Below are 24,231 nucleotides of genomic sequence, written 5' to 3'. Positions count from 1 at the left end.
TCACATCAGGTCCAGGAGGGTGGCTCGATGCCGCAGAACACGTCGTCCCGGGGCTACGACTTCGGACTCCCCCCGGATCCGGTCGCTCAGCCCACGGCCGTGCAGCCCGATCGCGGATCGCGGATGACGGCAGGTCAGGACGCCGGCGCTCCGGCGGCACAAGGTGCGGGAGACACCCCGCTCGGAAGGAAGCTCGTGGAAGAGAACCAGCGACGGCGGCGACTCCAGCGCGTGCAGCTCGAGCGGCCCGAGCAGACCCGCATCGTCACGGTGAGCAACCAGAAGGGCGGAGTGGGCAAGACCAGCACCGCTGTGAACCTCGCTGTCGCCCTGGCCGAGCAGGGCCTCCATGTCCTGGTGGTCGACAACGACCCGCAGGGCAACGCCTCGACCGCCCTGGGTGTGCCGCACGGCTCCGAGGTGGATGGCGTCTACGACGTCCTCGTGGATGAGATGGAGCTCGAGCAGGTCGTCGCACCGTCTCCGGAGTCCGAGCGCATCGTGGTCGCGCCGGCCACCATCGACCTCGCCGGCGCGGAGATCGAGCTGGTCTCCATGGTGGCCCGCGAGCAGCGACTGTCGCGTGCGATCGCCCAGTACGCCAAGGCTCGTGAGGCTGCGGGTCTGGAGCGACTGGACTACGTCTTCATCGACTGCCCCCCGAGCCTCGGGCTGCTGACGATCAATGCCTTCGTCGCGGCGACGGAGGTGCTCATCCCCATCCAGTGCGAGTACTACGCCCTCGAGGGCCTGAGCCAGCTGCTCAACAACATCGGGATGATCCAGAAGCACCTGAACCCGGATCTCCACGTCTCGACGATCCTGATGACCATGTACGACGGCCGCACGAACCTGTCCTCGCAGGTCGCGGACGAGGTGCGGCAGCACTTCCCCGACAAGGTCCTGGAGACGATGATCCCTCGCTCGGTGCGCATCTCGGAAGCGCCGAGCTATCAGCAGTCGGTGATCACCTACGATCCGCAGTCCACCGGCGCGCTCTCCTACCTCGAGGCGGCCGCAGAGATCGCCGCACGAGGTGTGCCGACCGCTTCCTGACGATGCGCGCGCGATGACCCATGGCTGGCGAACGGCCCCGTTTCACGTGAAACGGGGCCGTTGTGCTGATCAAGGCCCGGGCAGAGGAGACGAAAGGGCTGCGACCACCGGGTCTGTGGACCGACGATCGGTGCGGGTCGCGCACAGGTCGTCTGATGGCGACGGAGATGGCCCGGGGCCTGCCGCCCGGAACCGGGCGCCCTCGATGACCATGCCTCGAGGTCGGTCGCCTGCGTCTGCGACGGCGGCCCGGGCCGCGGCTGTGCCCCTTGCTTCAGTCGCAGGTAAGGACCCGACGATGACCTCCCGACGGGGCGCGGCGGTCGGGGTCGTCGTCGCGTCGGCGCGCGACGCTGTTTCACGTGAAACGTCGGACGCTGCGGAACGGGCAGCGAACCACCTGCTGGGTGACCTCCTGTGCCCGTCGCTGAGATGACATCCCGCGCTCCACCGGACGGGAGCACGTCGTCCTGGTGCGTGGTTCGCCGCAGTCAAGGCCGGGTTCAGGGGTCGCAGAGGAACGACGGTGCAGGCAGCAGGCGCGGGCGACGGAGGACCGATGCGGTGTCGCAGGCGTCGTCCCACGCTCCAGATGATCCATGGGAAACATCGATGGGCCTGGTTCACGGGTTTCCGACGGCCCTGATCTCTCGAATAGGTGCACCGGTTTCGCGGGTCCTGTTCCAGGATCGGGTTCGGTCTCGCGGGATACCTGCGTCGTTTCACGTGAAACAACCCGATTGGGAAGGCAGACTCCGGAGGGCCGCCCGCGGGTTCCAGCACAGCCGGTCGACCCTGTGGAGCGCTGCTGACTTCCCGCATAGTGCGTCGGCAGATGTCAGCTGGCCCCCCGGAATCGACCACGGGGGCCGTGACTCACGGGCATCACCGCGTGTTTCACGTGGAACACCGGAATGTAGAGGGTCGACTCCGTAGACTGTCCGGGTCGTCGAGAAGAGGAGTGTCGTCCATGGCGGAGCGCAAGAGGGGCCTCGGCAGGGGGCTCGGAGCCCTGATTCCCAGTGCCCCGGCGCAGGAGGAATCAGTCCCGGCTTCGAGCACGGCGGAGGAGGGCGTGGAGAGCACGGCACCCACCGATGCCGGATCTGACGTGACGAGGAGTTCGACTCGAAAGAAGAAGGACCAGCCCACCAGCAGCTCATCGAAGACCTCGGATTCTTCGGCGAAGAAGGCGGGCAGAGGGCGTGGCACGTCGAAGTCCATCGAGAAGAGCCCCGGTTCGAAGGCATCCTCGTCGACCGGGAAGAGGGCAGCGGCCGCAGAGCCGACCGATGCTGATCGGGCTGCTGATGCAGGATCCACCTCGGTGGCCGAAAGCGACGCCACCTTGTCAGCGCGGCGGCGCTCGCCCGGAGAGTCCCCCGCAGCCGAAGACGCGTCGACGAGCATTGCAGCCGCGGATGTTTCACGTGGAACAGGCGCAAAGCGACGGGTGGTGAGTCCTGAGGCACGGCAGAGCGCTATGCGGTCTCGACTGGATATGGGCGAGGCTCTTCGTCAACGTGGGGGCTCCGCTCGCCCCTCGGACATGTTCTTCACGCCCACGCCGGCAACACCCGAGTCGGCGGACTCCCCGGATGAAGCCGGGGAGCTGAAGGCACCCGACGAGCCGCCGGCATCTCGGATTGCTTCACGTGAAACGTCGGGTGGCTCCGGGACTGATGTGACGCCGGAGTCGTCCAGCGCTTCTGGGGGCGCGGACACGCCGGAGACGGAGTCCTCGGGTCTGGCAGCTGTTCCAGGGGCGACGTTCACCGAGATCTCTGTCGACGACATCCATCCGAACCGGAAGCAGCCGCGCCAGGTCTTCGACGAGGACGAGCTCGCGGAGCTCGCCTACTCCATCGGCGAGCTCGGGGTTCTCCAGCCGATCGTGGTCCGCCCGTCACGTGAAACGGGTGGGCCCACCTACGAGCTCGTCATGGGTGAGCGGCGCTGGCGTGCCACGCAGCGAGCGGGGCTGGACACCGTTCCCGCCATCGTCCGCGAGACCTCCGATGACGATCTGCTGCGGGATGCGCTCCTGGAGAACCTGCACCGCAGTCAGCTGAATCCGCTGGAAGAGGCCGCAGCCTACCAGCAGCTCATGGAGGAGTTCGGGGCGACACAGGAGGAGCTGTCGCAGCGGATCGGCCGATCGCGGCCCCAGATCAGCAACACCCTGCGCCTGATGCGTCTCCCACCGCTCGTACAGCGCCGAGTGGCGGCCGGCTTGCTCTCGGCCGGTCACGCACGTGCCCTGCTCTCCCTCGAGGATCCGGCGGAGATGGAGCGGCTCGCCCAGCGGATCGTGGCGGAGGGCCTGTCAGTGCGGGCCGCGGAGGAAACCGCATCCCTGGCCAAGCGCACAGGCCCGGCTCGCAGGACCCCGTCCAGGGCTCAGGAGCGACACCGGGAGCGCCTCGACTACATCGCCGACGCCTTCTCCGACAAGCTCGACACGAGCGTCAAGATCAATCTGGGTGCGCGGAAGGGGCGGATGACCATCGAGTTCGCGTCCGTGGAGGATCTCAATCGGATCATCTCGGTCCTGGATCCGCAGTCGGGTAGCGAGGGCGCGTCGTCATGACCGGGGCTGGCTGATCAGCATCACGTGAAACGACCCGAGTCCAGTGGAGGCCTCGGGTCGTTTCACGTGGAACATCCATCGAGAGAGAGGCGCGGCGTCCGATGCGGGTCCCTGGACCGTCAGGCCGGTGAGACACCGTCGTGCGACGTACGCCGCCTGCTGCCTGAGCAGCAGGTGCGGGCGCTTTCCTGGAAATCCGGGAGAGCGACAAGGAGCCGCATGTGATGCATATCACATGCGGCTCCTTGTCGGTCTGGGCCGTCTCAGCCCCGAGCGTTCCGCTGCAGCTCCCGGGCGATCTCGTCCGTGCTCAGCGTCCCCGTGGGGTGGTCCTGCGGCGCCCGTGCGAACATGCGCTGCAGCCCGACCGCGATCGCCTGGGCGATGTGCGCTCGGTACTCCCCTCGGGCCAGATCCGCGGCCTCCCCGGCGTTCGACAGGTACCCGATGTCCAGGGCGATCGTGGCGGCAGGCGTGCCGCGCAGGATGGTCCACTCCCGTCCATGGCAGCCGAGGTCCAGCGCACCTGTGCGCGCGACCATCTCGCGGACGATGAGCGAGGCACCTCGCCGTCCGATCGGCGACAGCGTCTCCTGCTTGTCGCCCGAATCGCCCCAGTAGAACGCGGCGACGCCGTTGGCGCGCTGGGAGGCGTTCCACTCGCAGCCGATCACGATGACCACGGGGCGGTCGAGGCCCTCGAGGGCCTCGGAGAGGCTCCTGGGCGTCTCGATCCTGGTGCCGTCCGCAGCGCTCAGGGGCCGGTCCGCGACGACGGTGGGGTGCGCGCCGATGTCGCTCAGGAGCTCGTGGGCGCGGGCGGCGACGTCGAGGGAGCACTCGTGCGCCTGCTGCACGGCATCCTGGGGGGCCTCAGCTGGGCGGGGATGCTCCTCGAGCATGGTCTTGGGCACCAGCACGATGCTGCGTGAGCGCACGGCGCCGTTGGCCGACTCCAGATTGTGGAAGTCCCGGAGGGAGAACGCCTTGGAGTCGGTGATGTTCTTGTTGATGCGGGCCAGTGCCTCGATGGTGCGGTGATCCACTCGGCCCGTCCGCTCGAGCCCCAGGTTCTGCTGCAGCTCCAGGACTGCCAGATGGGTCCGCTCCTCGAACGAGCCATTGAGATGGCCGTAGTAGAGCCCCAGGAGGGAGAGGTTCTGCTGGAGCTGCTCGACGTCGTCGCCGCGCATGGGCTCGCCGCGGTCCCACTGGAGGGGGCGGTCCCCGAGCGTGTACTGCGCCTCGCTGAGACGGCGCTCGGTCTCCGGACCCACGATGCCGTCGGCGATCAGGCCGCGGGACTGCTGGAAGCTCTTGACCGCATGCTCGAGCGTCGCGTCGAAGTCGGAGGCCTCCGGGCGGGACAGATCGGCTCCCTCGGGCAGCTGACCGGCGCGCATCAGGCGCTCGCGCAGACCGCGCACTCGTCGGTCGCTGTCGTCCCGGCCGAGGGGGGCGGGAGTGGAGTCGGTCATGTCGGCCTTACGGTGTCGTCGGTACGGCGGAAGTGCTGTGAATCCTAGAGCGCATCGGTGGCCGCGCGCACCTCGAGCGGCGGCCGGCGCGGACCGCAAGGGCCCCCGGACGTCCTGACGGGACAGGAGGCCCGGGGGCCGACGGCAGCGGCGGGAGCGGATCAGTTCGCGCCGAGGAACTCGGCGAACTCCTTCTCGAGCGCCGACTTGGGCTTGGCGCCGATGGACTGCTTGGCGACCTCGCCGTCCTTGAAGACGTACACGGCCGGAATGGACGTGATGCCGTACTTCGCGGCGATGGCCTGGTTGTCGTCGACGTTGACCTTCACGACCTTGACGGTGTCGTGCTCCTCGGCGATCGAGTCCAGGACCGGGCCGACCATGCGGCACGGCCCGCACCACTCGGCCCAGAAGTCGACGATGACGGGCTTGTCGGAGTTCAGGACCTCCGCCTCGAAGGTGGACTCGGTGACATCTGCTGCGCTGCTCATGGACAGCTCCTCTCGGTGGGTGGGTGGGGTTCTGTGCGGCGGGCGCTCAGCCGGCGCGGGCGTCCAGGTAGTGCCCGGCGTCGATGGCCGCGACGCAGCCCGAGCCGGCGGCCGTGATGGCCTGCTTGTACGTGGGGTCCAGGACATCGCCGGCGGCGAAGACGCCCGGCAGGGAGGTCCGGGACGATCGGCCCTCGACCCGTGCGGTGCCGTCGGCGTCGAGCTCGATCTGGTCCTTGAACAGGTCCGTGCGGGGATCGGCCCCGATCGCCACGAACAGGCCCGTCGCGGGCAGCGACGAGGGCTCGCCGGTGACGGTGTCCCGCAGGGTCAGCTGCTCGACCTTGGACTCGCCGGAGATCCCGATGACCTCCTTGTTCCACAGGATCTCGATCTTGGGATCCTCGAAGGCGCGCTGCTGCATGATCTCGGAGGCGCGGAACTCGTCGCGGCGGTGGATGATCGTGACCTTGGAGGCGAACTTGGTGAGGAAGGTGGCCTCCTCGATCGCGGAGTCCCCGCCGCCGACGACTGCGATGCTCTGCTCGCGGAAGAAGAAGCCGTCGCACGTGGCGCACCAGGAGACGCCGTGGCCGGACAGGCGCTTCTCGTCCTCCAGGCCCAGCTCGCGGTAGGCGGAGCCCGTGGCCAGGATGACGGCCTTGGCGCGCAGGACCTCGCCGCCCTCGACCGTGATCTCCTTGACGTCGCCCTCGAGCTGGAGCGACAGCGCGTCCTCGAAGCGGACGTCGGCGCCGAAGCGCTCGGCCTGGGCCTGCATGGTGCCCATGAGCTCGGGCCCCATGATGCCGTCCTGGAAGCCCGGGAAGTTCTCGACGTCGGTCGTGTTCATGAGCTCGCCGCCGGCGGTCACCGACCCGGCCAGCACGATCGGGCGGAGGTTCGCGCGGGCCGCGTAGATGGCTGCCGTGTACCCGGCAGGCCCCGAGCCCACGATGACGAGCTCGTGCAGAGCATCGTCCGCATCCGCCGGCACGGGATCGGCCGCCGAGGTCTCCGCCGTGGTCCTGGAGAGATCGAGATCGATCGCGGGGCTGAAGTCTGGGCTCACGTTCGCAGTCCTTCTTCCATCGGTTCCGGTGCGGGCCGCCCGGTGGCAGCCGAGCGGGCTGTGGGGCGGGATCGGCGCCGGCGCGGCGGCCCCGCCGTTCGACTGTCACAACGGGGCGACAGCACAGGCTATTCCGGCAACCGATGGAACCAGACTTGACGCCCCTCGGGCCGGACGTCTAGTCGGCGCGGCGGCTCAGGAGACCTCGAGCTCGGCGATGCGCAGGCCGTAGTCGTATCCGGCGATGGGCTGCTCGAGGCTCGGCAGCTCCGTCCACTGCACGATGAGGTACTCGTGGTCGTCGGCGGAGGCCTCCTCGGAGAGCTCGACCGTGGTCTCGGGACCGTCGAAGGTGCCCTGGCCGACCTCGACGGCGCCGTCGAGCGACGGGCTGTCCGCGGCATGGACGGTGAAGGCGCCGCCGCTGCCGCTGTCCTGCACGATCGTCAGCTCGTTCATGGGCGTGGGCTCCTCGAAGCGCACGGCCAGGGCGGTCGAGGAGACGAGCTGACCGTAGTCCGGGCCGGAGAAGCCGTAGCTGACCCAGCTGGTCGCGGGATCCCCGTCGATCGTCTGGGTCAGCGTGCCGTCCTGATCCGCCATCAGCGTGGGCTGATCCGGCACGAGGCGCGTCACGTTGGCGGGCGCGGCCACCGGCTGCTGGGTGGGAGAGGCGGTCGTGGGGTCCTGGGTCGGGCCGAAGACGCGTCCGGAGTCGAAGATCCGCCCCAGTCCGCCGAAGATGATGCCTGCGCCCAGCAGGAGCACGAGCGTCAGCAGGAGCAGCAGCAGACCCAGGCGCGACTTGGAGCCCGCGCCCGAGGACGTCCGCGCTCCGGACGAGCCGCCCCGGGCCGGGGAGGAGCCGCCGCCGGCAGCGGCGCCGGCTCCCGCCGCGCCGGCTGCTCCTGCCGCCCGGGACGAGCCGAGGGACCTGCGCTGATGGCGGGTCCGGCCGTCGCCGCCCTGGGGCCGCGGGCCGCCGGTCGGCGCCTTCCGGCGGTCGTGCTCATAGGACTCATAGGAGTCGTAGCGGTTGTCGCCGTCGTAGCTGGGATCGATCACCCGGTCCGAGGACTGGGGACGCTGCTGCGGCCCTGCTCCGTGGCCGGCGGCGGCGCGGTCGAACAGCGTGGCACGCGTGGACTCCTCCGGGGCCCGGCGGGGCCGGCCCAGTCGCCGCTCGACCTTGGGCGCGGCGGGGGCGGAGCTGATGTCGTCCTCCCCCCAGCGGCCGTAGTCCTCCTCGGCGGTGTCCTCGTACTGGGGAGCGGTCGGCTCGCCGTCGTCGACCACGTACTGGCTCGAGCCCCCGGAGGAGCGGGGGCGTCCGAACAGGTCGTCGGAGAGGGTGTCGTCGTCGATCGTGCCGGGATCGGCCAGCAGCTCTCCGAGCAGCACCGCGGGCGCGGCGAAGGACGTCACCAGGTAGGGGGTGGCGCCGGACTGCCCGAGGTCCAGGATGTGGAGGTCGGCGTCGACGGCTCCGATGGCCATGGTGCGCGCGTTCTCGACCACGCGGGAGGTGTGCGCCTCCGACGGCACCAGGATCGTCACCTCACGGCCCAGGATCTGGTCCTTGCCGCCGAGGACATGATCTCCCTCGGCGGTGGTCTGCACCTCGTCGAGGACGACGTAGCGGCCGCCGAGGACGGTTCCGAGGCTGATCGGCTGGGCCACGGGGCCTCCTGTGGATCTGTGAGTGCGCGGGGGTACGGGGTGGTCGGCGGGTCTGTCGCAGTGTACTCGCGGGCGGATGCGAAGCGATGCGGGTTCTAGCGGCGCAGCCGCGCCATGACCGGGCCCATCAGCTCGGGCAGCTCCTTGAGCCTGACGACCCGCAGCATGAGCAGGTAGACGATCGCGCTGACGACGCCGCCCACGGCCAGGGTCCCGATGGCCGTGAGCTGAGAGGTCCACGGCCAGCCCTCGGGATCCCAGCCGCCCAGGAAGTAGAGGAGCACGGTCGCGATCACGGCCGTGACCATCGCCGCCGCGATGGCCCGCACGTGGGTGTCGAGGATCTCGGAGATGCGGTAGTCGCCGACCGTGCGCACGGCGATCACGTGGTAGATCAGCGTGGAGACGATGTTCTGCCCGGCGTAGCAGGCCGCGACCGCGAACACGACGAGGTGCGGGGGCATGGTCCGGCTGATCACGACGGCCGCGAGGACCGTCAGGACGGAGACGACCAGCTGGACGAAGAAGGGCGTGCGGGCGTCCTCGCGGGAGTAGAAGAGGCGTCCGAGCATGAAGGCGGTGGTCATGAACGGGGCGCCGATCGCGATGACCGCGAAGACCTGGCCGATCACCGCGCCCGACTCGGCGACGCCGCCCGAGAACAGCATGCCCAGGGGGCCGGCGAACACGATCATCGCCATGGTGCAGAAGACCGTGGCGATGCCCGAGTAGCGCAGGGCCTTGGACAGGGAGAGCTTGAGGGTCTCGTCGTCGCCCTCGGCGGAGGCCGCTGCCATGGAGTTGAACAGCACCGTGGCGATGGACAGCCCGATGACGCCGTGGGGCAGCGAGTAGAGCATGGACGCCTGGTCCAGGGACGCGCTGCCGGCGATGTGCTGCGGCGGGTCCATGGCCAGGTACTCGTCGCGATACCCGGTGGGGATCGAGGCCGTGCGGGTCAGCGCCAGGAAGGCGAGGTTGGCGACGACGCCCGTGGCGAGGGTCCACATGGAGAGCTTGGCCGCCTGCGACAGGCCGATGCCGCGCCAGCCGAACTTGGGGCGCAGGCCCAGCCCGAGGCGCTTGAGGGGCCAGAAGAGCACGAGGGCCTGCAGCGCCACGCCCAGCGTCGAGACCCCGGCCAGCAGCAGGGTCTGCGTGCTGGTCCACGACTCGAGCGAGTGCTCCGACTCGGCGAAGCTGCCGAACTGCTGGATGAACACGAGCAGGCCCGCGATGGCCACGAGGTTGTTCACGACGGGCGCCCACATGTACCAGCCGAACGCGCCCTTGGCGTTGAGCACCTGTCCCACGACGGTGTAGAGGCCGTAGAAGAAGATCTGCGGGAACGTGAACAGCGCGAACGTGACGCCCAGGGCGAGCTGCTGATCCGACCAGTCCTGCGTCATGACGCGGATGATGGGCACCGTGCAGGCGACCACGACCAGCGTGACGCCGGCAAGCCCGATCACGGCCAGGGTCAGCAGCCGGGAGATGTAGTCGGCGCCGTCGTCCGCGGAGGCACGGGAGGCCTTGATGACCTGCGGGACCAGCACCGCGTTGAACACGCCGCCCGCCACGAGCACGTAGATGTAGTTGGGCAGGTTGTTGGCGATCTGGAAGATGTCCGCGACCGAGGTCAGCGAGCCGATCGCGACCGTGATCAGGATCGTCTTCACGAAGCCGAGGACGCGAGAGACCAGCGTTCCCGAGGCCATGATGGCGCTGGACATCGCACCGGATCGTGCCACGTGGTCTCCTTCGAGGATCTCGGGCGCCGGAGCGGCCCGCAGGCAGGGGCCGGGGCCGTCCCGGCGGACGGCCCCGGCCGGTGCGGTTCAGAGCTGGTGGATGATGAATTCGCGGGCGATGTCCGCGATGCGCCGCTCGTTGGGGAACGACAGGCGACGGCCGAGGTCGTCGATCTTGACCCAGGCGACGTCGACGGCCTCGTGATCGGGATCGTTCTCGGTGGTCAGGTCTCCGCCCACGGCCTCCAGGAGGAAGTGGTGGACGGTCTTGTGCACGCGATGCCCGGAGACGGAGAACCAGTAGTCGATGCTGCCCAGCGGAGAGATCACCCTCCCGGCGATGCCGGTCTCCTCCTCGATCTCGCGGACGGCCGCGACGCCGTCCGACTCCTCGTTCTCCGGGTGGCCCTTGGGGAGGCACCACTCGAGGCGCCCGCCGCGGTTGATGCGGGCGATGATCGCCACAGGGAGGTCCGGTGCATCGAAGTCGACGACGATGCCGCCGGCTGAGATCTCTTCCACCGTGGGCAGCGCAGCGACGGGCCCGGAGGGCCGCCTCTTGGGTGCGCTGGGTACGGGGAAAGCCATGCCGTCAACAGTAACGGCTTCTCCTGGGAACCGGCGGGTGACCGGGAGAGCCCCCGGGCCGGGCGGCCGAGGCATCCCGCGCGGTGCTCGGCGAGGCCCGCGAGTCCGGTCCTGCGGTCTGGAATGATGGGCGCGATGACCCAGCAGCTCGACACCTCCGCCGTCCCGTCCGTCGTCCTGGACGCCGGACGGCGCTTCGCCGAGGCCGGCCACGACCTCTCGCTCGTGGGCGGCCCCGTGCGCGACCTCTTCCTGGGCCGGCTGGCCGCGGACCTGGACTTCACCACGGATGCGACCCCCGATCAGACGCTGGCGGCCGTGAAGGGGTGGGCCGATGCCACGTGGGAGATCGGCCGCGACTTCGGGACGATCGGCCTGCGCCGCGGGGATCAGCAGCTCGAGATCACGACGTACCGGGCCGAGGCCTACGATCCGTCCTCGCGCAAGCCGGTCGTGGCCTTCGGCGACAGCCTGGAGGACGACCTGGTCCGCCGCGACTTCACGATCAATGCTATGGCCCTGCGGCTGCCGTCGCTGGAGCTCGTGGATCCGCACGGGGGCGTGCGGGATCTGGCGGCGGGCGTCCTGCGCACGCCGGGCTCCCCGCAGTCGTCCTTCGACGACGACCCGCTGCGCATGATGCGTGCGGCCCGCTTCGCCTCGCAGCTCGACCTGCGGGTCGCCCCGGAGGTGCTGGCCGCCATGACGGAGATGGCCCAGCGCCTCGAGATCGTCTCCGCCGAGCGCGTGCGCGAGGAGCTGATCAAGCTCGTGCGCGGCCGCGCTCCCCGCCGGGGCATCGAGATCATGGTGGACACCGGGCTGGCCGACGTCGTGCTGCCCGAGGTGCCCGCCCTGAAGCTGGAGACCGACGAGGCCCATCACCACAAGGACGTCTACCAGCACTCGCTGACCGTCATGCAGCAGGCGGCGGACCTGGAGAGCGACGACGAGGGGCCCGTGCCCTCCCCGGACTTCGCGCTGCGCTTCGCGGCCCTGATGCACGACGTCGGCAAGCCGGCCACCCGTCGCTTCGGGCCCGACGGCGCCGTGACCTTCCGGCACCACGAGACCGTGGGCGCCAAGATCGTGAAGAAGCGCATGAAGGCGCTGCGCTTCGACAACGAGACGATCGCGGTCGTCGCCCGCCTGGTCGAGCTGCACATGCGCTTCTACGGCTACGGCGATGCCGAGTGGACGGATTCGGCCGTGCGCCGCTACGTGCGCGACGCCGGCGATCAGCTCGAGCGCCTGCACCGTCTGACCCGAGCGGACGTCACGACCCGCAATCGCCGCAAGGCCGCCCGGCTGGCCCGCTCCTACGACGAGCTCGAGCGGCGCATCGGGGACCTGGCGGAGCAGGAGGAGCTGGACGCCATGCGCCCGGATCTCGACGGGCAGCAGATCATGGAGATCCTCGGGATCCCGCCGGGACCGCAGGTCGGCAGGGCCTACAAGCATCTGCTCGAGCTGCGCCTCGACGAGGGGGCGCTGGGTCAGGACGAGGCGCGGCGCCGTCTCCTCGAATGGTGGGAGGCCACGTGAGCACACCGGCGGTCGAGCGGACGGGCCTGCGGATCCCCGCGGGCATGCGGCGGGGGCAGTGGCTGTGGCTGCTCATCGGACTGGGCGCCTGGACCATGCTCGTGTCCTGGCTGCTGCGCTTCTCGTGCCACCGGCTCGGCTGGAACGGCCCGCACACGCAGCAGCTCGTGTGCTACTCGGACATCGGCTATCTCTACACGACCCGGGGGATGTCGGACGGGCATTTCGCGTACCTGTCGCAGGATCCGGCCGCGCTGCTCGAGTACCCGCTGCTGCAGAGCCTGATCGCGACGGTCACGGGCCGTGCGGCCTACGGGCTCGGCGAGGGCCTGGCCACTCCGACGGTCCAGAACATCTACTTCGACCTCAATGCCGTGCTGCTGCTGCTCGTGTGGCTGGCCGTGGTCCTGGCGGTCGCCGCCATGGGCGCCCCGCGGCTGCACACCCTGGCCCTGGCCCTCTCCCCGGCGGTGGCCGCGACCGGGCTCATCAACTGGGATCTGTGGCCCGTGCTGGCCGCTGTGGCGGGGCTGCTGCTCTTCCAGCGCGGACGGTGGGCCGCGGGCGGGGCCGCCCTGGGGATCGGCGCGGCCCTGAAGCTCTGGCCGTTCGTCATGCTCGGCGCGGTGATCGTGCTCTCGATCCGGTGGCGCCGGGCCCGTCCGGCGCTCGCGGCCTTCGCGGGAGCGGTCGTCGCGTGGCTCGTCGTGAACGTGCCGTTCGCGCTGGCCGACCGGGAGCAGTGGAGCCACTTCTGGACATTCTCGGGCGAGCGGGGGGCCGGCTTCTCGTCGATCTACCACGTGTGGAACGTCGTCTGGGCCCCGGAGCTCGGCGCGCAGCCGCTGTCCGCCGATGCGCTCAACGTGATCGCCTACGGGGTCTTCGCCCTGTGCTGCGTCGGCGTCCTGGTGCTAGGGCTCCTGGCGCGCCGCGAGCCGACGCCTGCAGAGCTCTCGCTGCTGATCGTGGCGGCGTTCGTGCTGACCAACAAGGTGTACTCGCCGCAGTTCGTGCTGTGGCTGGTTCCGCTCGTGATCCTGGCCGCGCCCCGGTTGCGGGAGTACGTCGCATGGCAGGCCGTCGAGGTCTTCCACTGGATCGCGGTCTTCACCTGGCTGCACGCCCTGATCACCGGGCAGCCGAACGAGGATGCCCTGAGCGGCATGTACGCGCTGGCCGTCGTGCTGCACATGGTCGCGGTGCTGTGGCTGTGTGCCCGCGTGGTCGTGCGCCTGGTGCGCGGGGAGCCCCTCTACGACCCGGATCCCGCGGTCGCGGGGGCCACGGCGCCGGGCGCCGCAGACCCGGACCCCGCGATCCCGGACGCCGCAGTCCCGACAGCCGCGGTCCTGACGGCCGTGGAGCCGGGCGCCTCCGCCGCGCCCGCGGTGGGCCGCGAGGGGCGTCAGAACCGCACGCCGCGACGGCCGGCGTGAGCACAGCGGCCATGGCCGGCATGAGCGGAGCGAGGGCCGCGGGGCGGCAGCGCTCGGCCGCAGTGCGCGAGAAGCCGGACGCCCGGCCGTCGGATGCAGCGCTCGTGGGGCTGGCGCTGCTCGGGATGCTGGCCTCCTGGCTGCTGCGCCTGCCCTGCCGGCAGCTGGGCTGGAACGGGGAGCTGCCGGCCATGGGGATGTGCTTCTCCGATCCGCCGACGCTCTACCGGACCACGGGGATGGCCTACGGGCACTTCCCGTACCTGTCCCCCGAGGCGCTGCTCGAGTACCCGGTGCTGCAGACCCTGATCGCCACGGCCACGGGCCTTCTCACCCATCTGATCACCGGTGCGACCTCGGTGCATGTCGCGCAGAGCATGTACTTCGACGTGAATGTCCTCCTGCTCGCGGGCGTCTGGGCAGTGACGGTCCTGCTGGTCGCGCGCATGGCCTCCCGGCCTGCCGCCGCCGTCATGGCGGTCGCGCCGGGGCTCATCGCCACGGGGGTCATCAACTGGGATCTGTGGCCCGTGCTGACGGTCGTGGCCGCGCTGTGGGCGTTCCGCGGGCGGCACTGGGTGCTGGGCGGAGCGCTGCTCGGGCTCGGCACGGCGCTGAAGCTGTGGCCGTTCATCGTGCTCGGGGCGGTGATCGTCCTGGCGATCCGCCGGCGCGACGCCGCGCCCGCGATCCGGGCGACCGCCGCCGCGGCGGTCGTGTGGATCGTGCTCGACCTGCCCTTCGCGCTGGCCGATCCGCTCCAGTGGGGATACTTCTGGGGCTTCTCCGGCCAGCGGGGTGCGGGCTTCTCGTCCATCTACCACGTGTGGAACACCGCGCTCGGGCCGCTGGCGGGGCTGCCCCCGCTCTCCGGCGGTGCGGTGAACCTGCTGGCCTACGGTCTGTTCACCGTCCTGTGCGTCATGATCCTGGCCATCGGGCTCGCCGCCCGGCGCGAGCCTCGGCTCGAGGAGCTCGCCCTGCTGATCGTCGCGGCGTTCGTGCTGACCAACAAGGTGTACTCGCCGCAGTTCGTGCTGTGGCTGATCCCCCTGGTCCTGCTGGCCCGGCCGCGGCTGCGTGGCTTCCTGGGGTGGCAGCTCGTCGAGGCCCTGCACTGGGTCTCGATCTCCCTGTGGCTGCACGCCAGCTCCTGGGACACCCCCTGGGTGGCCTCTGCGACCGGGCTCTACGTCCTGGCCGTCGGCCTGCACACGGCCGCTCTGCTCTACCTGTGCGGCGCCGTCGTCCTGCAGATGCAGCAGCCCGTCGCGGCCCCCGGCTCCGAGGATGCCGGAGGCCCGGGCGACACCGGGCGTCACGCACCCCGCTGCGGCACCGCGCCCGGGTCGGAGCGCGCGGAGCGATCCGGCGCCCCGGCTATCCTGAGCGCGGATCGCAGTGCCCGATCCGCTCCCGCGTGGCCGCCGAGCCGCACCGGGGACCCAGACACGGAGGCGCGGGACGACGACGCGGGAGGGGCAGGACGCCATGGCTGACGGACGCCCCGGCAGGCGCGGGACCAACGGGCTCGTGCTCTTCGTGCTCGGCATCCTCGCCGTGCTGCTGTCCTTCCTGCTGCGCGTGCCGTGCCGCGTGCCGGAGTGGAGCATCGACCAGCGCCTCCCGGGCCTGTGCGTCGCAGAGCTGCAGCCCGGCGATCTGTCGGTCACGCCGAGCGGGATGCTCTCCGGATTCTTCACGGGCGGGCCCACGGGCGATCAGCCGATCGTCGTCGGGATGTTCACCTCGGTCCTCGGCTGGATGACCGCCGGGCTGGCCGAGGCCTTCGGCTTCGAGATCACTCCGGACACGGTCCTGGACCTCACGGTCTTCCTCACGGCGCTCGTGTGGGTCGTGACGATCACGACGGTCGCCTCGCTGTCCGGCCGGCAGCCCTCGAACCCCGCGGTGCTGGCCTTCGCGCCCACCGTCCTGCTCGTGGGGTTCACGTCCTGGGACCTGTGGGCCGTGATGTTCATGATGCTGGCGGTGAGCTCGTACATCCGGGGCGCCCCGGGCGTCGCGGGCGTGTGGATCGGGCTCGGCGCCACCGTGAACTTCCTGCCGCTGCTCGTGCTCGCGGCGATCCTGTTCCTGGCGGCGCGCTATCGCTACATCGGCGACTTCCTGAGCGCGCTCGTCGTGTCCCTGATCGTCTTCGCCATGGTCAACGGGCCGTTCATGGTCTCGGAGTTCGACCGCTGGCGCGACCGCATCACCCAGACCGTGGATGCCCCCGTCCAGGGCGATTCGGGGTGGACCGTGTGGAGCGCTCTGGGAGCTCCGCGCACCGGCCTGTCGATCGATCCCGCCAATCTGGATCAGGTCTCCATGATCGCGATCCTGCTCGGCGTGGTCGCGGTGCTGCTGGTGACGGTCCTGGCGGGCAAGGAGCCCAGCATCGTGCAGGTGCTGCTCATGCTCCTGGCGGTCTTCCTGCTCTTCGCCCGCGACTGGTCGCTGCTGCAGTCCGTGTGGCTGGTCCCGCTCGTGATCCTCGCCCGGCGCAGCTGGCTCGAGTTCTTCCTGTGGCAGGCCGTCGAGATCGGCTACTGGGCCACCATGAACGCGCCGGCCGGAGCATGGGAGACCCAGCCGCTGTTCGGCGACTGGGGCTGGGCCCCGCAGGAGATCCTCGCCGCGGCGCGCTACCTCTTCCTGCTCTGGTTCATCGTGGTCGTGGCCGTCGACATGCAGCGGGGTCGGCGCGCCACGCAGATCGGCGTGGCGGCGAGGAACGCATGACGACGACGGGCCGCACCTCCGGCCTCGGCCGGTCGGCAGGCGGCGAGCACTCGCGCCGCCTGCGCCGATCCCTGCTGCTGTGGCTGCTCGTCGTCGTGGTGCTCGTCTCGGGCGCCGGGACCGCCCTGAACTGGGTCTTCGTGGACCGGGACCCCGAGGACCCCGTCGAGGGATGGCTGGACGCTGTCGCCGACGGACGCTCGCGCCAGGGTCTCGCGCTGACCGCCGACCCGACGGGCGGCACGGGGAACGCGGCCATGCCGAATTCGGCATATCGCCAGGCCGGCGGCCGGATCGACGGATGGGAGATCGTCGATGTCCAGCGCGACGGCGACACCGCGCGGGTCACCGCCTCCGTGCGCTGGCCCGAGGGCGAGGTGCCGGAGGGGGCCCAGCAGGGCGAGGAGCACACGTGGAGCGTGCACCGGGTGTCCCGCACCGGGCCGCTCAACGACCGGTGGGAGCTGGACCGCGTCGATGCCACGACCCTGACGGTGGAGGCTCCGGGCATCCGGGACATCACCCTCAACGGGGAGGAGATGTCCCTGGACCCCGAGGACCGGGCGGTGGCCGAGGGGGGCGGCGGGCAGTGGGTCTGGGAGGCCATGCCCGGGCGCTTCGCGGTGGGCCTGCCCGAGGACGGGGACTACATCCCGTCCGGGCCGATCGAGCCCGCCGAGGTCAGCCTCCAGGACCCCGAGCCGCAGCGGGTGAGCGTGGGTGTCGAGCCCTCCCCCCGGCTGTGGGCGAAGACGGACGAGGCCATCGCCCAGCGCATCGAGGGCTGCATGCGGGCCTCCTCTGTCAGCCCCGACGACTGCCCCGTCTCCCGACGCTGGGCCGAGGGCGGGGTCCCGCGCGCCGAGGCGGGGGACGAGGCCGAGATCGAGTCGCCCGAGGACGGGCTCGACGAGCCCGAGGCCGGGGCGAGCATCAGCGAGATCGAGTGGGAGCTGGTCTCGCGGCCCTCGCTCCTGCTGGTCCCCGACGACTCCACGGACTCCCCGCTGGACTGGGTCGCGAGCGATCACGGGACCGCCGAGGCGCGGCTGAGCTACCTCGAGGGCGACCAGCAGGTCGAGGAGATCGTCCGCTTCCCGGTGCGCGCGGAGGTCCGATCGGACGGCAGCGATGCGGAGATCGACGTCGCCCTGGAGTGAGGCAGCGCATGCCGCCCGGGCCATCGACCGTGCGGCCTGCGATGGTGTAGAGTCGGCCAGTCTGTGCGCCCGCAGCCCCGTCGGGGCGGGCGGCGACGGACACGCATTGAACCTCCTGCTGCGGAGAGACCGCAGCCGTTCCAGCCCGAAGGAGGTGGGTTCTTTCCATGCGCGAATACGAGCTGATGGTCATCATCAACCCGGAGGTGGACGACCGCGCGGTCGAGCCGACCCTGAAGAAGTTCCTCGAGGTCGTCACCCGCGAGAACGGCACCGTCGACAACATCGACATCTGGGGCCGCCGTCGCTTCGCCTACGAGATCCAGAAGAAGTCCGAGGGCATCTACGCCGTCGTGCGCTTCCACGCCGAGCCCGCGACCTCGCAGGAGCTCGACCGTGTGCTGAACCTCAACGAGGCGATCATGCGCACCAAGATCATCCGGCCCGAGGAGCAGCGGATCCACCCGCACCACGACGTCAACGGCGAGGCCGTCGCCGCCGCCGACGAGGCCTGAGCATCTCCTGCGCCGCCCGGCGGCGCGAGAGGCCCTCGGTGCCCTCCCCTCCGCAGACCGGCCGGACCGGCTGAGCCGCGGCGGGAGCGCACCACCTCCACAACTGCGAGTTCTCCGGAAGGAGAGTCCCCATGGCCGGCGACACCATCATCACCATCATCGGCAACCTGACCGCTGATCCCGAGCTGCGCTTCACGCCGTCGGGTGCGGCCGTCGCGAACTTCACGATCGCGTCGACCCCGCGCCAGTTCGACCGCCAGTCCAACGACTGGAAGGACGGCGAGACGCTGTTCATGCGCTGCTCGGTGTGGCGCGACGCGGCGGAGAACGTCGCCGAGTCGCTGCAGAAGGGCATGCGCGTCATCGCCCAGGGACGGCTCAAGTCCCGCTCCTTCGACACGAAGGAGGGCGATCGTCGCACGGTGATGGAGCTCGAGGTCGACGAGGTCGGCCCGTCGCTCAAGTTCGCCTCGGCGAAGGTGAACCGCCAGTCCCGAGGCGGCGGCGGTGGCGGCGGCTTCGGCGGCGGTCAGCAGTCCGGCGGCTGGGACGGCAGCGGCGGCTTCGGCGGGAACCGAGGCGGCGGCCAGCAGTCCGGCGGCTACAGCCAGGGCGGTCAGGGCGGCGGGCGGCAGCAGTCGGCCCCGCAGAACGACCCCTGGGGCCAGTCCGCCGGCGGGAGCTACGACTGGGGCACCGGCCAGGACGACGAGCCGCCGTTCTGATCGTCGGGCCCTGCGCGCCTGAGACCTCGCACCGACCGGGCGGAACCCCGGAAGACAGCACATATTTCCATCCCGCAGACCACTGCGGGCTCCACGCTTCAGAAGGAGCACCACGATGGCGAAGCATGAGATTCGCAAGCCCAAGCCGAAGGCCAACCCGCTCAAGGCCGCAGGCGTCACCGAGATCGACTACAAGGACGTTGCGCTGCTGCGCAAGTTCATCTCCGACCGCGGCAAGATCCGCGCGCGCCGTGTGACCGGCGTCTCCGTCCAGGAGCAGCGCAAGATCGCCCAGGCCGTCAAGAACGCCCGTGAGGTCGCCCTGCTCCCCTACGCCGGCTCCGGCCGCTGATCGGAAAGGAACACACTCATGGCAAAGATCATCCTGACGCACGAGGTGTCCAACCTCGGTTCCGCCGGTGACGTGGTCGAGGTCAAGAGCGGGTACGCCCGCAACTACCTCTTCCCCCGCGGCTTCGCGACCCCGTGGTCCAAGGGCGCCGAGCGCCAGATCGAGTCGATCCGGACCGCTCGCGCGGCCCGCGAGCTCGCCTCCCTCGAGGACGCGCAGGCCCTGGCCGCCTCGCTGACCTCCGCGACCGTGCAGGTCCCGGCCAAGGCCGGCGCCGAGGGCCGCCTGTTCGGCTCGATCAAGGCCGAGCAGATCGCCGACGCCGTCAAGGCCGCCGGTCTGGGCGAGATCGACAAGCGCAAGGTCGAGATCCGCGAGCAGATCCGCTCCGTGGGCACGTACCAGGCCAGCGTGCGCCTGCACGAGGACGTCAACGCGAACATCGAGTTCGAGGTCGTCCCCGCCTGATCCCGCGGCAGGCCGCCGGCAGCGGCCCGCGCCTCCGACGAGCCGTCGTCCCGCACCGGGACGGCGGCTCGTCGTCATGGCATGGCACGGCGCGGTTCAGCGCAGGAGGCGACGGGACTGCTCGAAGAACTCCAGCTCGTGGCGGCAGGCGGTCAGGTAGGCCCGGGCGGCCGCTGCGCGCGTGGCGGGGGAGGCCGCAGCCAGCTCTCGCTCGACCCGATCCAGCGTGTCGCGGGTGGCCGTGACGAAGTCGGGGTCCCGGTAGGTCTCCAGCCAGGCCGCGTAGGGGTGCTCGTGATCCACCTCCGGCAGGGTCGCCCCGACCTGGGCGTAGAGCCAGTAGCACGGCAGCACGGCGGCCGCTCCCACGCAGCGGTCCCCGCCGAGGGTCCGGGAGAGCAGGAAGTCGGTGTAGGCCGCGGTGACCGGGCCGGGGGGCACGGCGGCGGCCTCGGGACGCGACCCCAGCCAGGTCCGGTGCAGCTCGGCCTCGACCGTGAGGCATTCCGCGGAGGACTGCGCCCAGGCGAGCTGGTCCTGCGCGTCGTCGCAGCGCGCGGACAGCGCCGCGAGAGCGCGGGAGTAGCCGTTGAGATAGTGCGCGTCCTGGCCCAGGTAGAACGAGAACTCCCGCTCGCTGAGGCTCCCGTCGAGCAGGGCGCAGACGAACATCGAGTCGTCGATGGCCGCCGCGGTCTGCTTCCCCGCCTCCCACAGCGCCCGCGTCCACGGCCCCGCCGCCTCAACGGCGGCCTCGGGCCCGGAGCCATCGCCCTGCGGGGCCGCGCCGGAGCCCGAGCCGGCGCGCTCGGTCTCGGGCGCTCCGAGGTCCTCCGGGGCCTGCAGGGTCGCGGGGACGGCATCGGGGGAGAGCCAGGGATCGGCGGAGCCCGCGGCCTGCAGACGACGGGAGCGGTGGGAGTGGTCCACGGGGCCGTTGCCGGAGCCGACCCGCAGGGACCCGCCGTGGACGATGGCCTCGTGCAGCCAGTCGCTGGCCCACCGCAGGGCGTCTGCGGGGTCGTCGCCTGCCCCCAGTCGCGTGGCCAGGGCCGAGGCGAGCGAGCATCCGGTGCCGTGCGTGCTGGTGGTCTCCACCCGAGCGGAGGGGACCGCGATCCGGGATCCGTCGGGGCTCACCCAGGTGCTCGTGGCCTCCCGGCCGCCCAGGTGGCCGGTCTTGACCACGACGGCGACGCCGTTCGCGGCGGCCCAGCCGCGGGCCTGCTCGATGGCCTCCTCCTCCGTGGTCGCGGCAGCTCTGCCTGTGATCACGGCGAGCTCGTCGATATTGGGGGTGATCACGGCGGCCGTGGCGCAGAAGCCGATCAGCGCCTGCTCCGCCTCGGGCTCCAGCAGCCGGTCCCCGCTGGTGGCCACCATGACCGGATCGACCACGAGCACTTGCGGCGGGTGGGCGCGGCACCAGTCGGCGACGGCGCGGATCGTGTCGGCCGAGCCGAGCATGCCGGTCTTGACCGCATCGAGCTCGACGTCGTCGCCGACGGCGTCGAGCTGAGCCGTCAGGAAGTCCGCGGGCGGGAGATGGACCTCGCGGACCCCGTGCGTGTTCTGCGCGACGAGGGCTGTCACCACGGCCATGCCGTACCCGCCCGCGGCGGTGATCGACTTCAGGTCGGCGGCGGTGCCCGCGCCCCCGGTGGGGTCGGTGCCGGCGATCGACAGCACTCGGGGGAGGGGGGAGTTCAGCGGCGACATCATGGGACATCCCTTCGCTAGTGCGAGCTAGATCAGGTTCCACGGGTGTGATCTCAGCGCGCGCGGCGCACCCCGTGTCCGCTGCCCACTGTAGGGCAGACGGGCCCCGGTCACAGCGCCGAGGGCGTCCCGCAACGGGACGCCCTCGTGGGTGTCGGATGTCGTATGCAACATATACCGATGTCAACGGCCATCTCGTGGACCGTGGCGCGGCCTGCGACGGTTCAGGGGTCAGGATCCGTCATGGCCCTTCAGCAGCTGCGCGAAGTCCGGGGCCGGACCCAGGTCCACGCCGCTGGTGCGCGAGCGCGCCCCCGGCTCGTGCTCGTCGGCGGGCAGGAATCCCTCGACGCCGGCGGAGTCGGAGACGATCGCCGCTGCCATCTCCGACGCGGCGCGGGCGATGCGGGCCTCGAGCGCGCCGGTGTCCCCGGACCCGAAGTCGTCGGTCGCCGCGAAGACGCCCGTGGGCAGGACGACCGCCCTCAGGTAGGCGAACAGCGGACGCAGGGAGTGATCCAGCGCGAGACTGTGCCGCGGGGTGCCGGCGGTCGCGGCGATGAGCACCGGAAGATCGATCAGCGCCTCGTCGTCCAGGACGTCGAAGAACATCTTGAACAGCCCCGAGTACGAGGCGCGGAAGATCGGGGTGACGGCCACCAGGCCGTCGGCCCCGGCGATCTGCCGCTTGACCTCGTCGAGCGCCGGGTCGGGGAGCCCGCCGGTGGTCATCGCCCGGGCCAGGGGCAGGGCCAGGTCCCGCAGCTCGACATGGGAGACCTCGAGGGCCTCGCCGCGGGCGCCGACCCGGGATGCGACCGCCTGCCCGATCCGCTCGGAGAGCAGGCGGGTGGACGACGGCGAGGACAGCCCCGCCGAGAGGACGACGAGCTGCCGTGTCATCGGGTCTGCGCCTCCTCGTCCTGCGGCTGGGCGCTGATGACCTGGCGATGCGGGGAGTCCGGCCCCTGGGCCCGCAGGGACTCGTGCGTGGGCGGGTCGGAGGGGACGTGCGACGGGCGCCGGGACTCGAAGCCCTCGCGCAGGCGGGGGACGATCTCGCGGCCCAGGATCTCGATCTGCTCCAGGACCATCTCCTCCGGGAGCCCGGCGTGGTCGAGCAGGAACATCTGGCGCTGGTAGTCGCCCACCTGATCGGCGTAGCCCAGGTATCGGTCGGCGATCTGCTCGGGGGTGCCCACGGTCAGCGGAGTCATGCGGCTGAAGTCCTCGAGCGAGGGGCCGTGGCCGTAGACCGGCGCGTTGTCGAAGTACGGGCGGAAGACGCGCTTGGCCTCCGCCTCGGTCTCGGCGGCGAAGAACTGGCCGCCGAGACCCACGATCGCCTGGTCCGCGGCACCGTGGCCGTAGTGCTCGAAGCGCTGCCGGTAGAGGTCGACCATCGAGGCGGTGTGCTCGATGTTCCAGAAGATGTGGTTGTGGAAGAAGCCGTCGCCGTAATAGGCCGCCTGCTCGGCGATCTCGGGCGAGCGGATCGAGCCGTGCCACACGAACGGCGGGGTGTCGTCCAGCGGCCACGGGGTCGAGGTGTAGCTGTTCAGCGGGGTGCGGAACTTGCCCTGCCAGTTCACGACCTCCTCTCGCCAGAGCTTGCGCAGGAGGTGGTAGTTCTCGATGGCCAGCGGGATGCCCTGGCGGATGTCCTTGCCGAACCACGGGTAGACCGGGCCCGTGTTGCCGCGGCCCATCGTGAGATCCACGCGGCCGCCGGAGAGGTGCTGCAGGAAGGCGTAGTCCTCGGCGATCTTCACGGGATCGTTCGTGGTGATCAGCGTGGTCGCCGTCGAGAAGCGCAGGCGCTCGGTCTGCGCGGCGATGTAGGCCAGATGCGTGGTCGGAGAGGACGGCACGAACGGCGGGTTGTGGTGCTCGCCCGTGGCGAAGACATCGAGGCCCACCTCCTCCGCCTTGAGCGCGTACCTGGTCATCGACCGGATGCGCTGCGCCTCGGAGGGCGCCTTGCCGGTCGTGGGGTCCGGTGTGACGTCGCCGATGGTGAAGATGCCGAACTGCATGGTGCTCACTCCTTGGGTGACGAGCCGCGGGGCCGGCGGACGACCCTTCGCGTGACGTTTCACGGACGAGTCTGGCGCTATTTGAGTGACATGTCAATCATTGGGTCGCACCGGCGCACCCCCGCACCGGCGGCGGTGCGGCGGTCGTCGCTGTCGGGGCTCAGTCGATCGGCATGCAGTCCGGGCGGCGGATGTCGAGCTTCCGCGCGATCCGGGAGGTGATGCGGTCCAGGTCCTCGATGTCCTGGTCGTCCAGCGCGTCGAAGAACGACCGGCGCACGGCCCCCAGATGGCCCGGGGCGGCGGCCGCCAGGGCCTGCCGGCCCGCCTCGGTGAGCGCGGCGAGCTGTGCGCGGCCGTCGTCCGGCGCCGCGGAGCGGGCGATCAGGCCGCGCTTCTCCATGCGGGTCAGATGGTGCGACATGCGGGAGCGCTCCCAGTCGAGCAGGCCGGCGAGCTCGGTGATGCGGCACGAGCACGAGGCGCTGTCGTTGAGCATGACCAGGACGTCGTAGTCCTGCAGGGACAGGCCGGAGTCGGCCTGCAGCTGCGAGGACAGCGCGGTGGGCACACGGCTGCTCACGGCGAGCCAGCGACGCCAGACGGTCTCCTCGTGCGCCGAGAGCCAGTCGACATCCCGATCCGCCGACGGGCCGCGCTCGCTCGCGGACGTGCCCGGGTCCGAGGGCTGGTCCTGTGCGGCGGGGGCGGCGAGGGGCTCGGTGTCGGATGCAGAGGTCATGCCCCCAGGATACCTTTCACGTGACGCGTCATCAGTCGCGGCCTGCGGGTTGCCGCTCACGTTGCCGTGCGCTCGC

The 24,231-nt window shown here is 70.7% G+C and carries 22 protein-coding genes and 1 riboswitch; of the genes, 11 read left to right on the top strand and 11 right to left on the bottom strand.

Annotated elements, in window-relative coordinates; genetic code table 11:
• Positions 1 to 195 precede the first annotated feature (195 nt).
• Positions 196 to 1,056, top strand: a complete 861-nt coding sequence (locus FSY66_RS01205) for a ParA family protein (RefSeq protein ID WP_396350870.1) — start codon at positions 196 to 198, stop codon at positions 1,054 to 1,056.
• An 897-nt stretch (positions 1,057 to 1,953) separates the two neighbouring features.
• Here the strand turns inward: FSY66_RS01205 and FSY66_RS01200 are convergent.
• Complete coding sequence (locus FSY66_RS01200; RefSeq protein ID WP_144790456.1) at positions 1,954 to 2,466, bottom strand: hypothetical protein; 513 nt, start codon at positions 2,464 to 2,466, stop codon at positions 1,954 to 1,956.
• Between the two features lie 139 nt (positions 2,467 to 2,605).
• Between FSY66_RS01200 and FSY66_RS01195 the strand changes: the two genes are divergently transcribed.
• Complete coding sequence (locus tag FSY66_RS01195; RefSeq protein ID WP_260853301.1) at positions 2,606 to 3,646, top strand: ParB/RepB/Spo0J family partition protein; 1,041 nt, start codon at positions 2,606 to 2,608, stop codon at positions 3,644 to 3,646.
• 263 nt (positions 3,647 to 3,909) lie between these two features.
• Here the strand turns inward: FSY66_RS01195 and FSY66_RS01190 are convergent, their stop codons facing one another.
• The 6 genes from FSY66_RS01190 to FSY66_RS01165 all read right to left on the bottom strand — a co-directional run bounded on the left by FSY66_RS01190 (position 3,910) and on the right by FSY66_RS01165 (position 10,706).
• Positions 3,910 to 5,124: an N-acetylmuramoyl-L-alanine amidase gene (locus FSY66_RS01190; RefSeq protein WP_144790454.1), complete on the bottom strand. Its 1,215-nt coding sequence runs from the start codon at positions 5,122 to 5,124 to the stop codon at positions 3,910 to 3,912.
• 161 nt (positions 5,125 to 5,285) lie between these two features.
• A complete protein-coding gene (gene trxA / locus FSY66_RS01185) occupies positions 5,286 to 5,615 on the bottom strand; it encodes a thioredoxin (protein WP_144790452.1) in 330 nt (109 codons plus the stop codon).
• A 46-nt stretch (positions 5,616 to 5,661) separates the two neighbouring features.
• Positions 5,662 to 6,687: a thioredoxin-disulfide reductase gene (trxB, locus tag FSY66_RS01180; protein ID WP_144790450.1), complete on the bottom strand. Its 1,026-nt coding sequence runs from the start codon at positions 6,685 to 6,687 to the stop codon at positions 5,662 to 5,664.
• Positions 6,688 to 6,882: 195 nt separating this feature from the next.
• Positions 6,883 to 8,367 carry a hypothetical protein gene (locus FSY66_RS01175; protein WP_144790448.1) on the bottom strand — a complete coding sequence of 495 codons (1,485 nt, stop codon included), beginning with the start codon at positions 8,365 to 8,367 and terminating at the stop codon, positions 6,883 to 6,885.
• Between the two features lie 95 nt (positions 8,368 to 8,462).
• Positions 8,463 to 10,118: a murein biosynthesis integral membrane protein MurJ gene (gene murJ, locus FSY66_RS01170; RefSeq protein ID WP_144790446.1), complete on the bottom strand. Its 1,656-nt coding sequence runs from the start codon at positions 10,116 to 10,118 to the stop codon at positions 8,463 to 8,465.
• Between the two features lie 87 nt (positions 10,119 to 10,205).
• Complete coding sequence (locus FSY66_RS01165) at positions 10,206 to 10,706, bottom strand: NUDIX hydrolase (protein ID WP_144790444.1); 501 nt, start codon at positions 10,704 to 10,706, stop codon at positions 10,206 to 10,208.
• Between the two features lie 135 nt (positions 10,707 to 10,841).
• Here FSY66_RS01165 and FSY66_RS01160 point away from each other — a divergent pair, with 135 nt between their 5' ends.
• From FSY66_RS01160 to rplI, 9 genes are all read left to right on the top strand, one after another.
• A complete protein-coding gene (locus FSY66_RS01160) occupies positions 10,842 to 12,251 on the top strand; it encodes a CCA tRNA nucleotidyltransferase (RefSeq protein ID WP_222115491.1) in 1,410 nt (469 codons plus the stop codon).
• Complete coding sequence (locus tag FSY66_RS01155) at positions 12,248 to 13,690, top strand: glycosyltransferase family 87 protein (protein WP_186304339.1); 1,443 nt, start codon at positions 12,248 to 12,250, stop codon at positions 13,688 to 13,690. The genes FSY66_RS01160 and FSY66_RS01155 overlap by 4 nt, the downstream gene beginning before the upstream one ends.
• Before the next feature lie 20 nt (positions 13,691 to 13,710).
• Entirely contained in the window at positions 13,711 to 15,189 is a 1,479-nt protein-coding gene (locus tag FSY66_RS01150; RefSeq protein ID WP_144790438.1) for a glycosyltransferase family 87 protein, read from the top strand.
• The gene (locus tag FSY66_RS01145) at positions 15,182 to 16,438 is read left to right on the top strand and encodes a glycosyltransferase 87 family protein (RefSeq protein WP_260853298.1); all 1,257 of its coding nucleotides are present in this window, start codon (positions 15,182 to 15,184) and stop codon (positions 16,436 to 16,438) included. The genes FSY66_RS01150 and FSY66_RS01145 overlap by 8 nt, the downstream gene beginning before the upstream one ends.
• The gene (locus FSY66_RS01140; protein ID WP_144790436.1) at positions 16,435 to 17,598 is read left to right on the top strand and encodes a hypothetical protein; all 1,164 of its coding nucleotides are present in this window, start codon (positions 16,435 to 16,437) and stop codon (positions 17,596 to 17,598) included. The genes FSY66_RS01145 and FSY66_RS01140 overlap by 4 nt, the downstream gene beginning before the upstream one ends.
• A 167-nt stretch (positions 17,599 to 17,765) precedes the next feature.
• Positions 17,766 to 18,113 carry a 30S ribosomal protein S6 gene (gene rpsF, locus FSY66_RS01135; RefSeq protein ID WP_144790434.1) on the top strand — a complete coding sequence of 116 codons (348 nt, stop codon included), beginning with the start codon at positions 17,766 to 17,768 and terminating at the stop codon, positions 18,111 to 18,113.
• Positions 18,114 to 18,244: 131 nt separating this feature from the next.
• A complete protein-coding gene (locus FSY66_RS01130) occupies positions 18,245 to 18,838 on the top strand; it encodes a single-stranded DNA-binding protein (protein ID WP_144790432.1) in 594 nt (197 codons plus the stop codon).
• 115 nt (positions 18,839 to 18,953) lie between these two features.
• Entirely contained in the window at positions 18,954 to 19,190 is a 237-nt protein-coding gene (gene rpsR, locus FSY66_RS01125) for a 30S ribosomal protein S18 (RefSeq protein ID WP_006214361.1), read from the top strand.
• Positions 19,191 to 19,208: 18 nt separating this feature from the next.
• Positions 19,209 to 19,658 carry a 50S ribosomal protein L9 gene (rplI, locus tag FSY66_RS01120; RefSeq protein ID WP_144790430.1) on the top strand — a complete coding sequence of 150 codons (450 nt, stop codon included), beginning with the start codon at positions 19,209 to 19,211 and terminating at the stop codon, positions 19,656 to 19,658.
• Positions 19,659 to 19,754: 96 nt separating this feature from the next.
• On the opposite strand, the gene FSY66_RS01115 is transcribed toward rplI, so the two are convergent.
• The 4 genes from FSY66_RS01115 to FSY66_RS01100 form a co-directional block, all read right to left on the bottom strand.
• Positions 19,755 to 21,380, bottom strand: a complete 1,626-nt coding sequence (locus FSY66_RS01115) for a bifunctional hydroxymethylpyrimidine kinase/phosphomethylpyrimidine kinase (protein WP_186304338.1) — start codon at positions 21,378 to 21,380, stop codon at positions 19,755 to 19,757.
• Positions 21,370 to 21,462, bottom strand: a riboswitch (TPP riboswitch). It overlaps the preceding gene by 11 nt.
• A gap of 146 nt (positions 21,463 to 21,608) precedes the next feature.
• Positions 21,609 to 22,280 (bottom strand): CE1759 family FMN reductase, encoded by a 672-nt coding sequence (locus FSY66_RS01110; protein ID WP_144790428.1) that lies wholly within the window; start codon positions 22,278 to 22,280, stop codon positions 21,609 to 21,611.
• Entirely contained in the window at positions 22,277 to 23,413 is a 1,137-nt protein-coding gene (locus FSY66_RS01105) for an LLM class flavin-dependent oxidoreductase (protein WP_144790426.1), read from the bottom strand. The genes FSY66_RS01110 and FSY66_RS01105 overlap by 4 nt, the downstream gene beginning before the upstream one ends.
• A gap of 160 nt (positions 23,414 to 23,573) precedes the next feature.
• On the bottom strand, positions 23,574 to 24,155 hold the full coding sequence (locus FSY66_RS01100) for a MarR family winged helix-turn-helix transcriptional regulator (protein WP_144790424.1): 582 nt from the start codon (positions 24,153 to 24,155) through the stop codon (positions 23,574 to 23,576).
• Positions 24,156 to 24,231 lie beyond the last annotated feature (76 nt).

The organism is Kocuria palustris, assembly GCF_007666205.1.
Lineage (GTDB): Bacteria > Actinomycetota > Actinomycetes > Actinomycetales > Micrococcaceae > Kocuria > Kocuria palustris_A.
The sequence above is the reverse complement of the archived record's forward strand: the minus strand, read 5'-3'. Positions and strand labels throughout refer to the sequence as shown.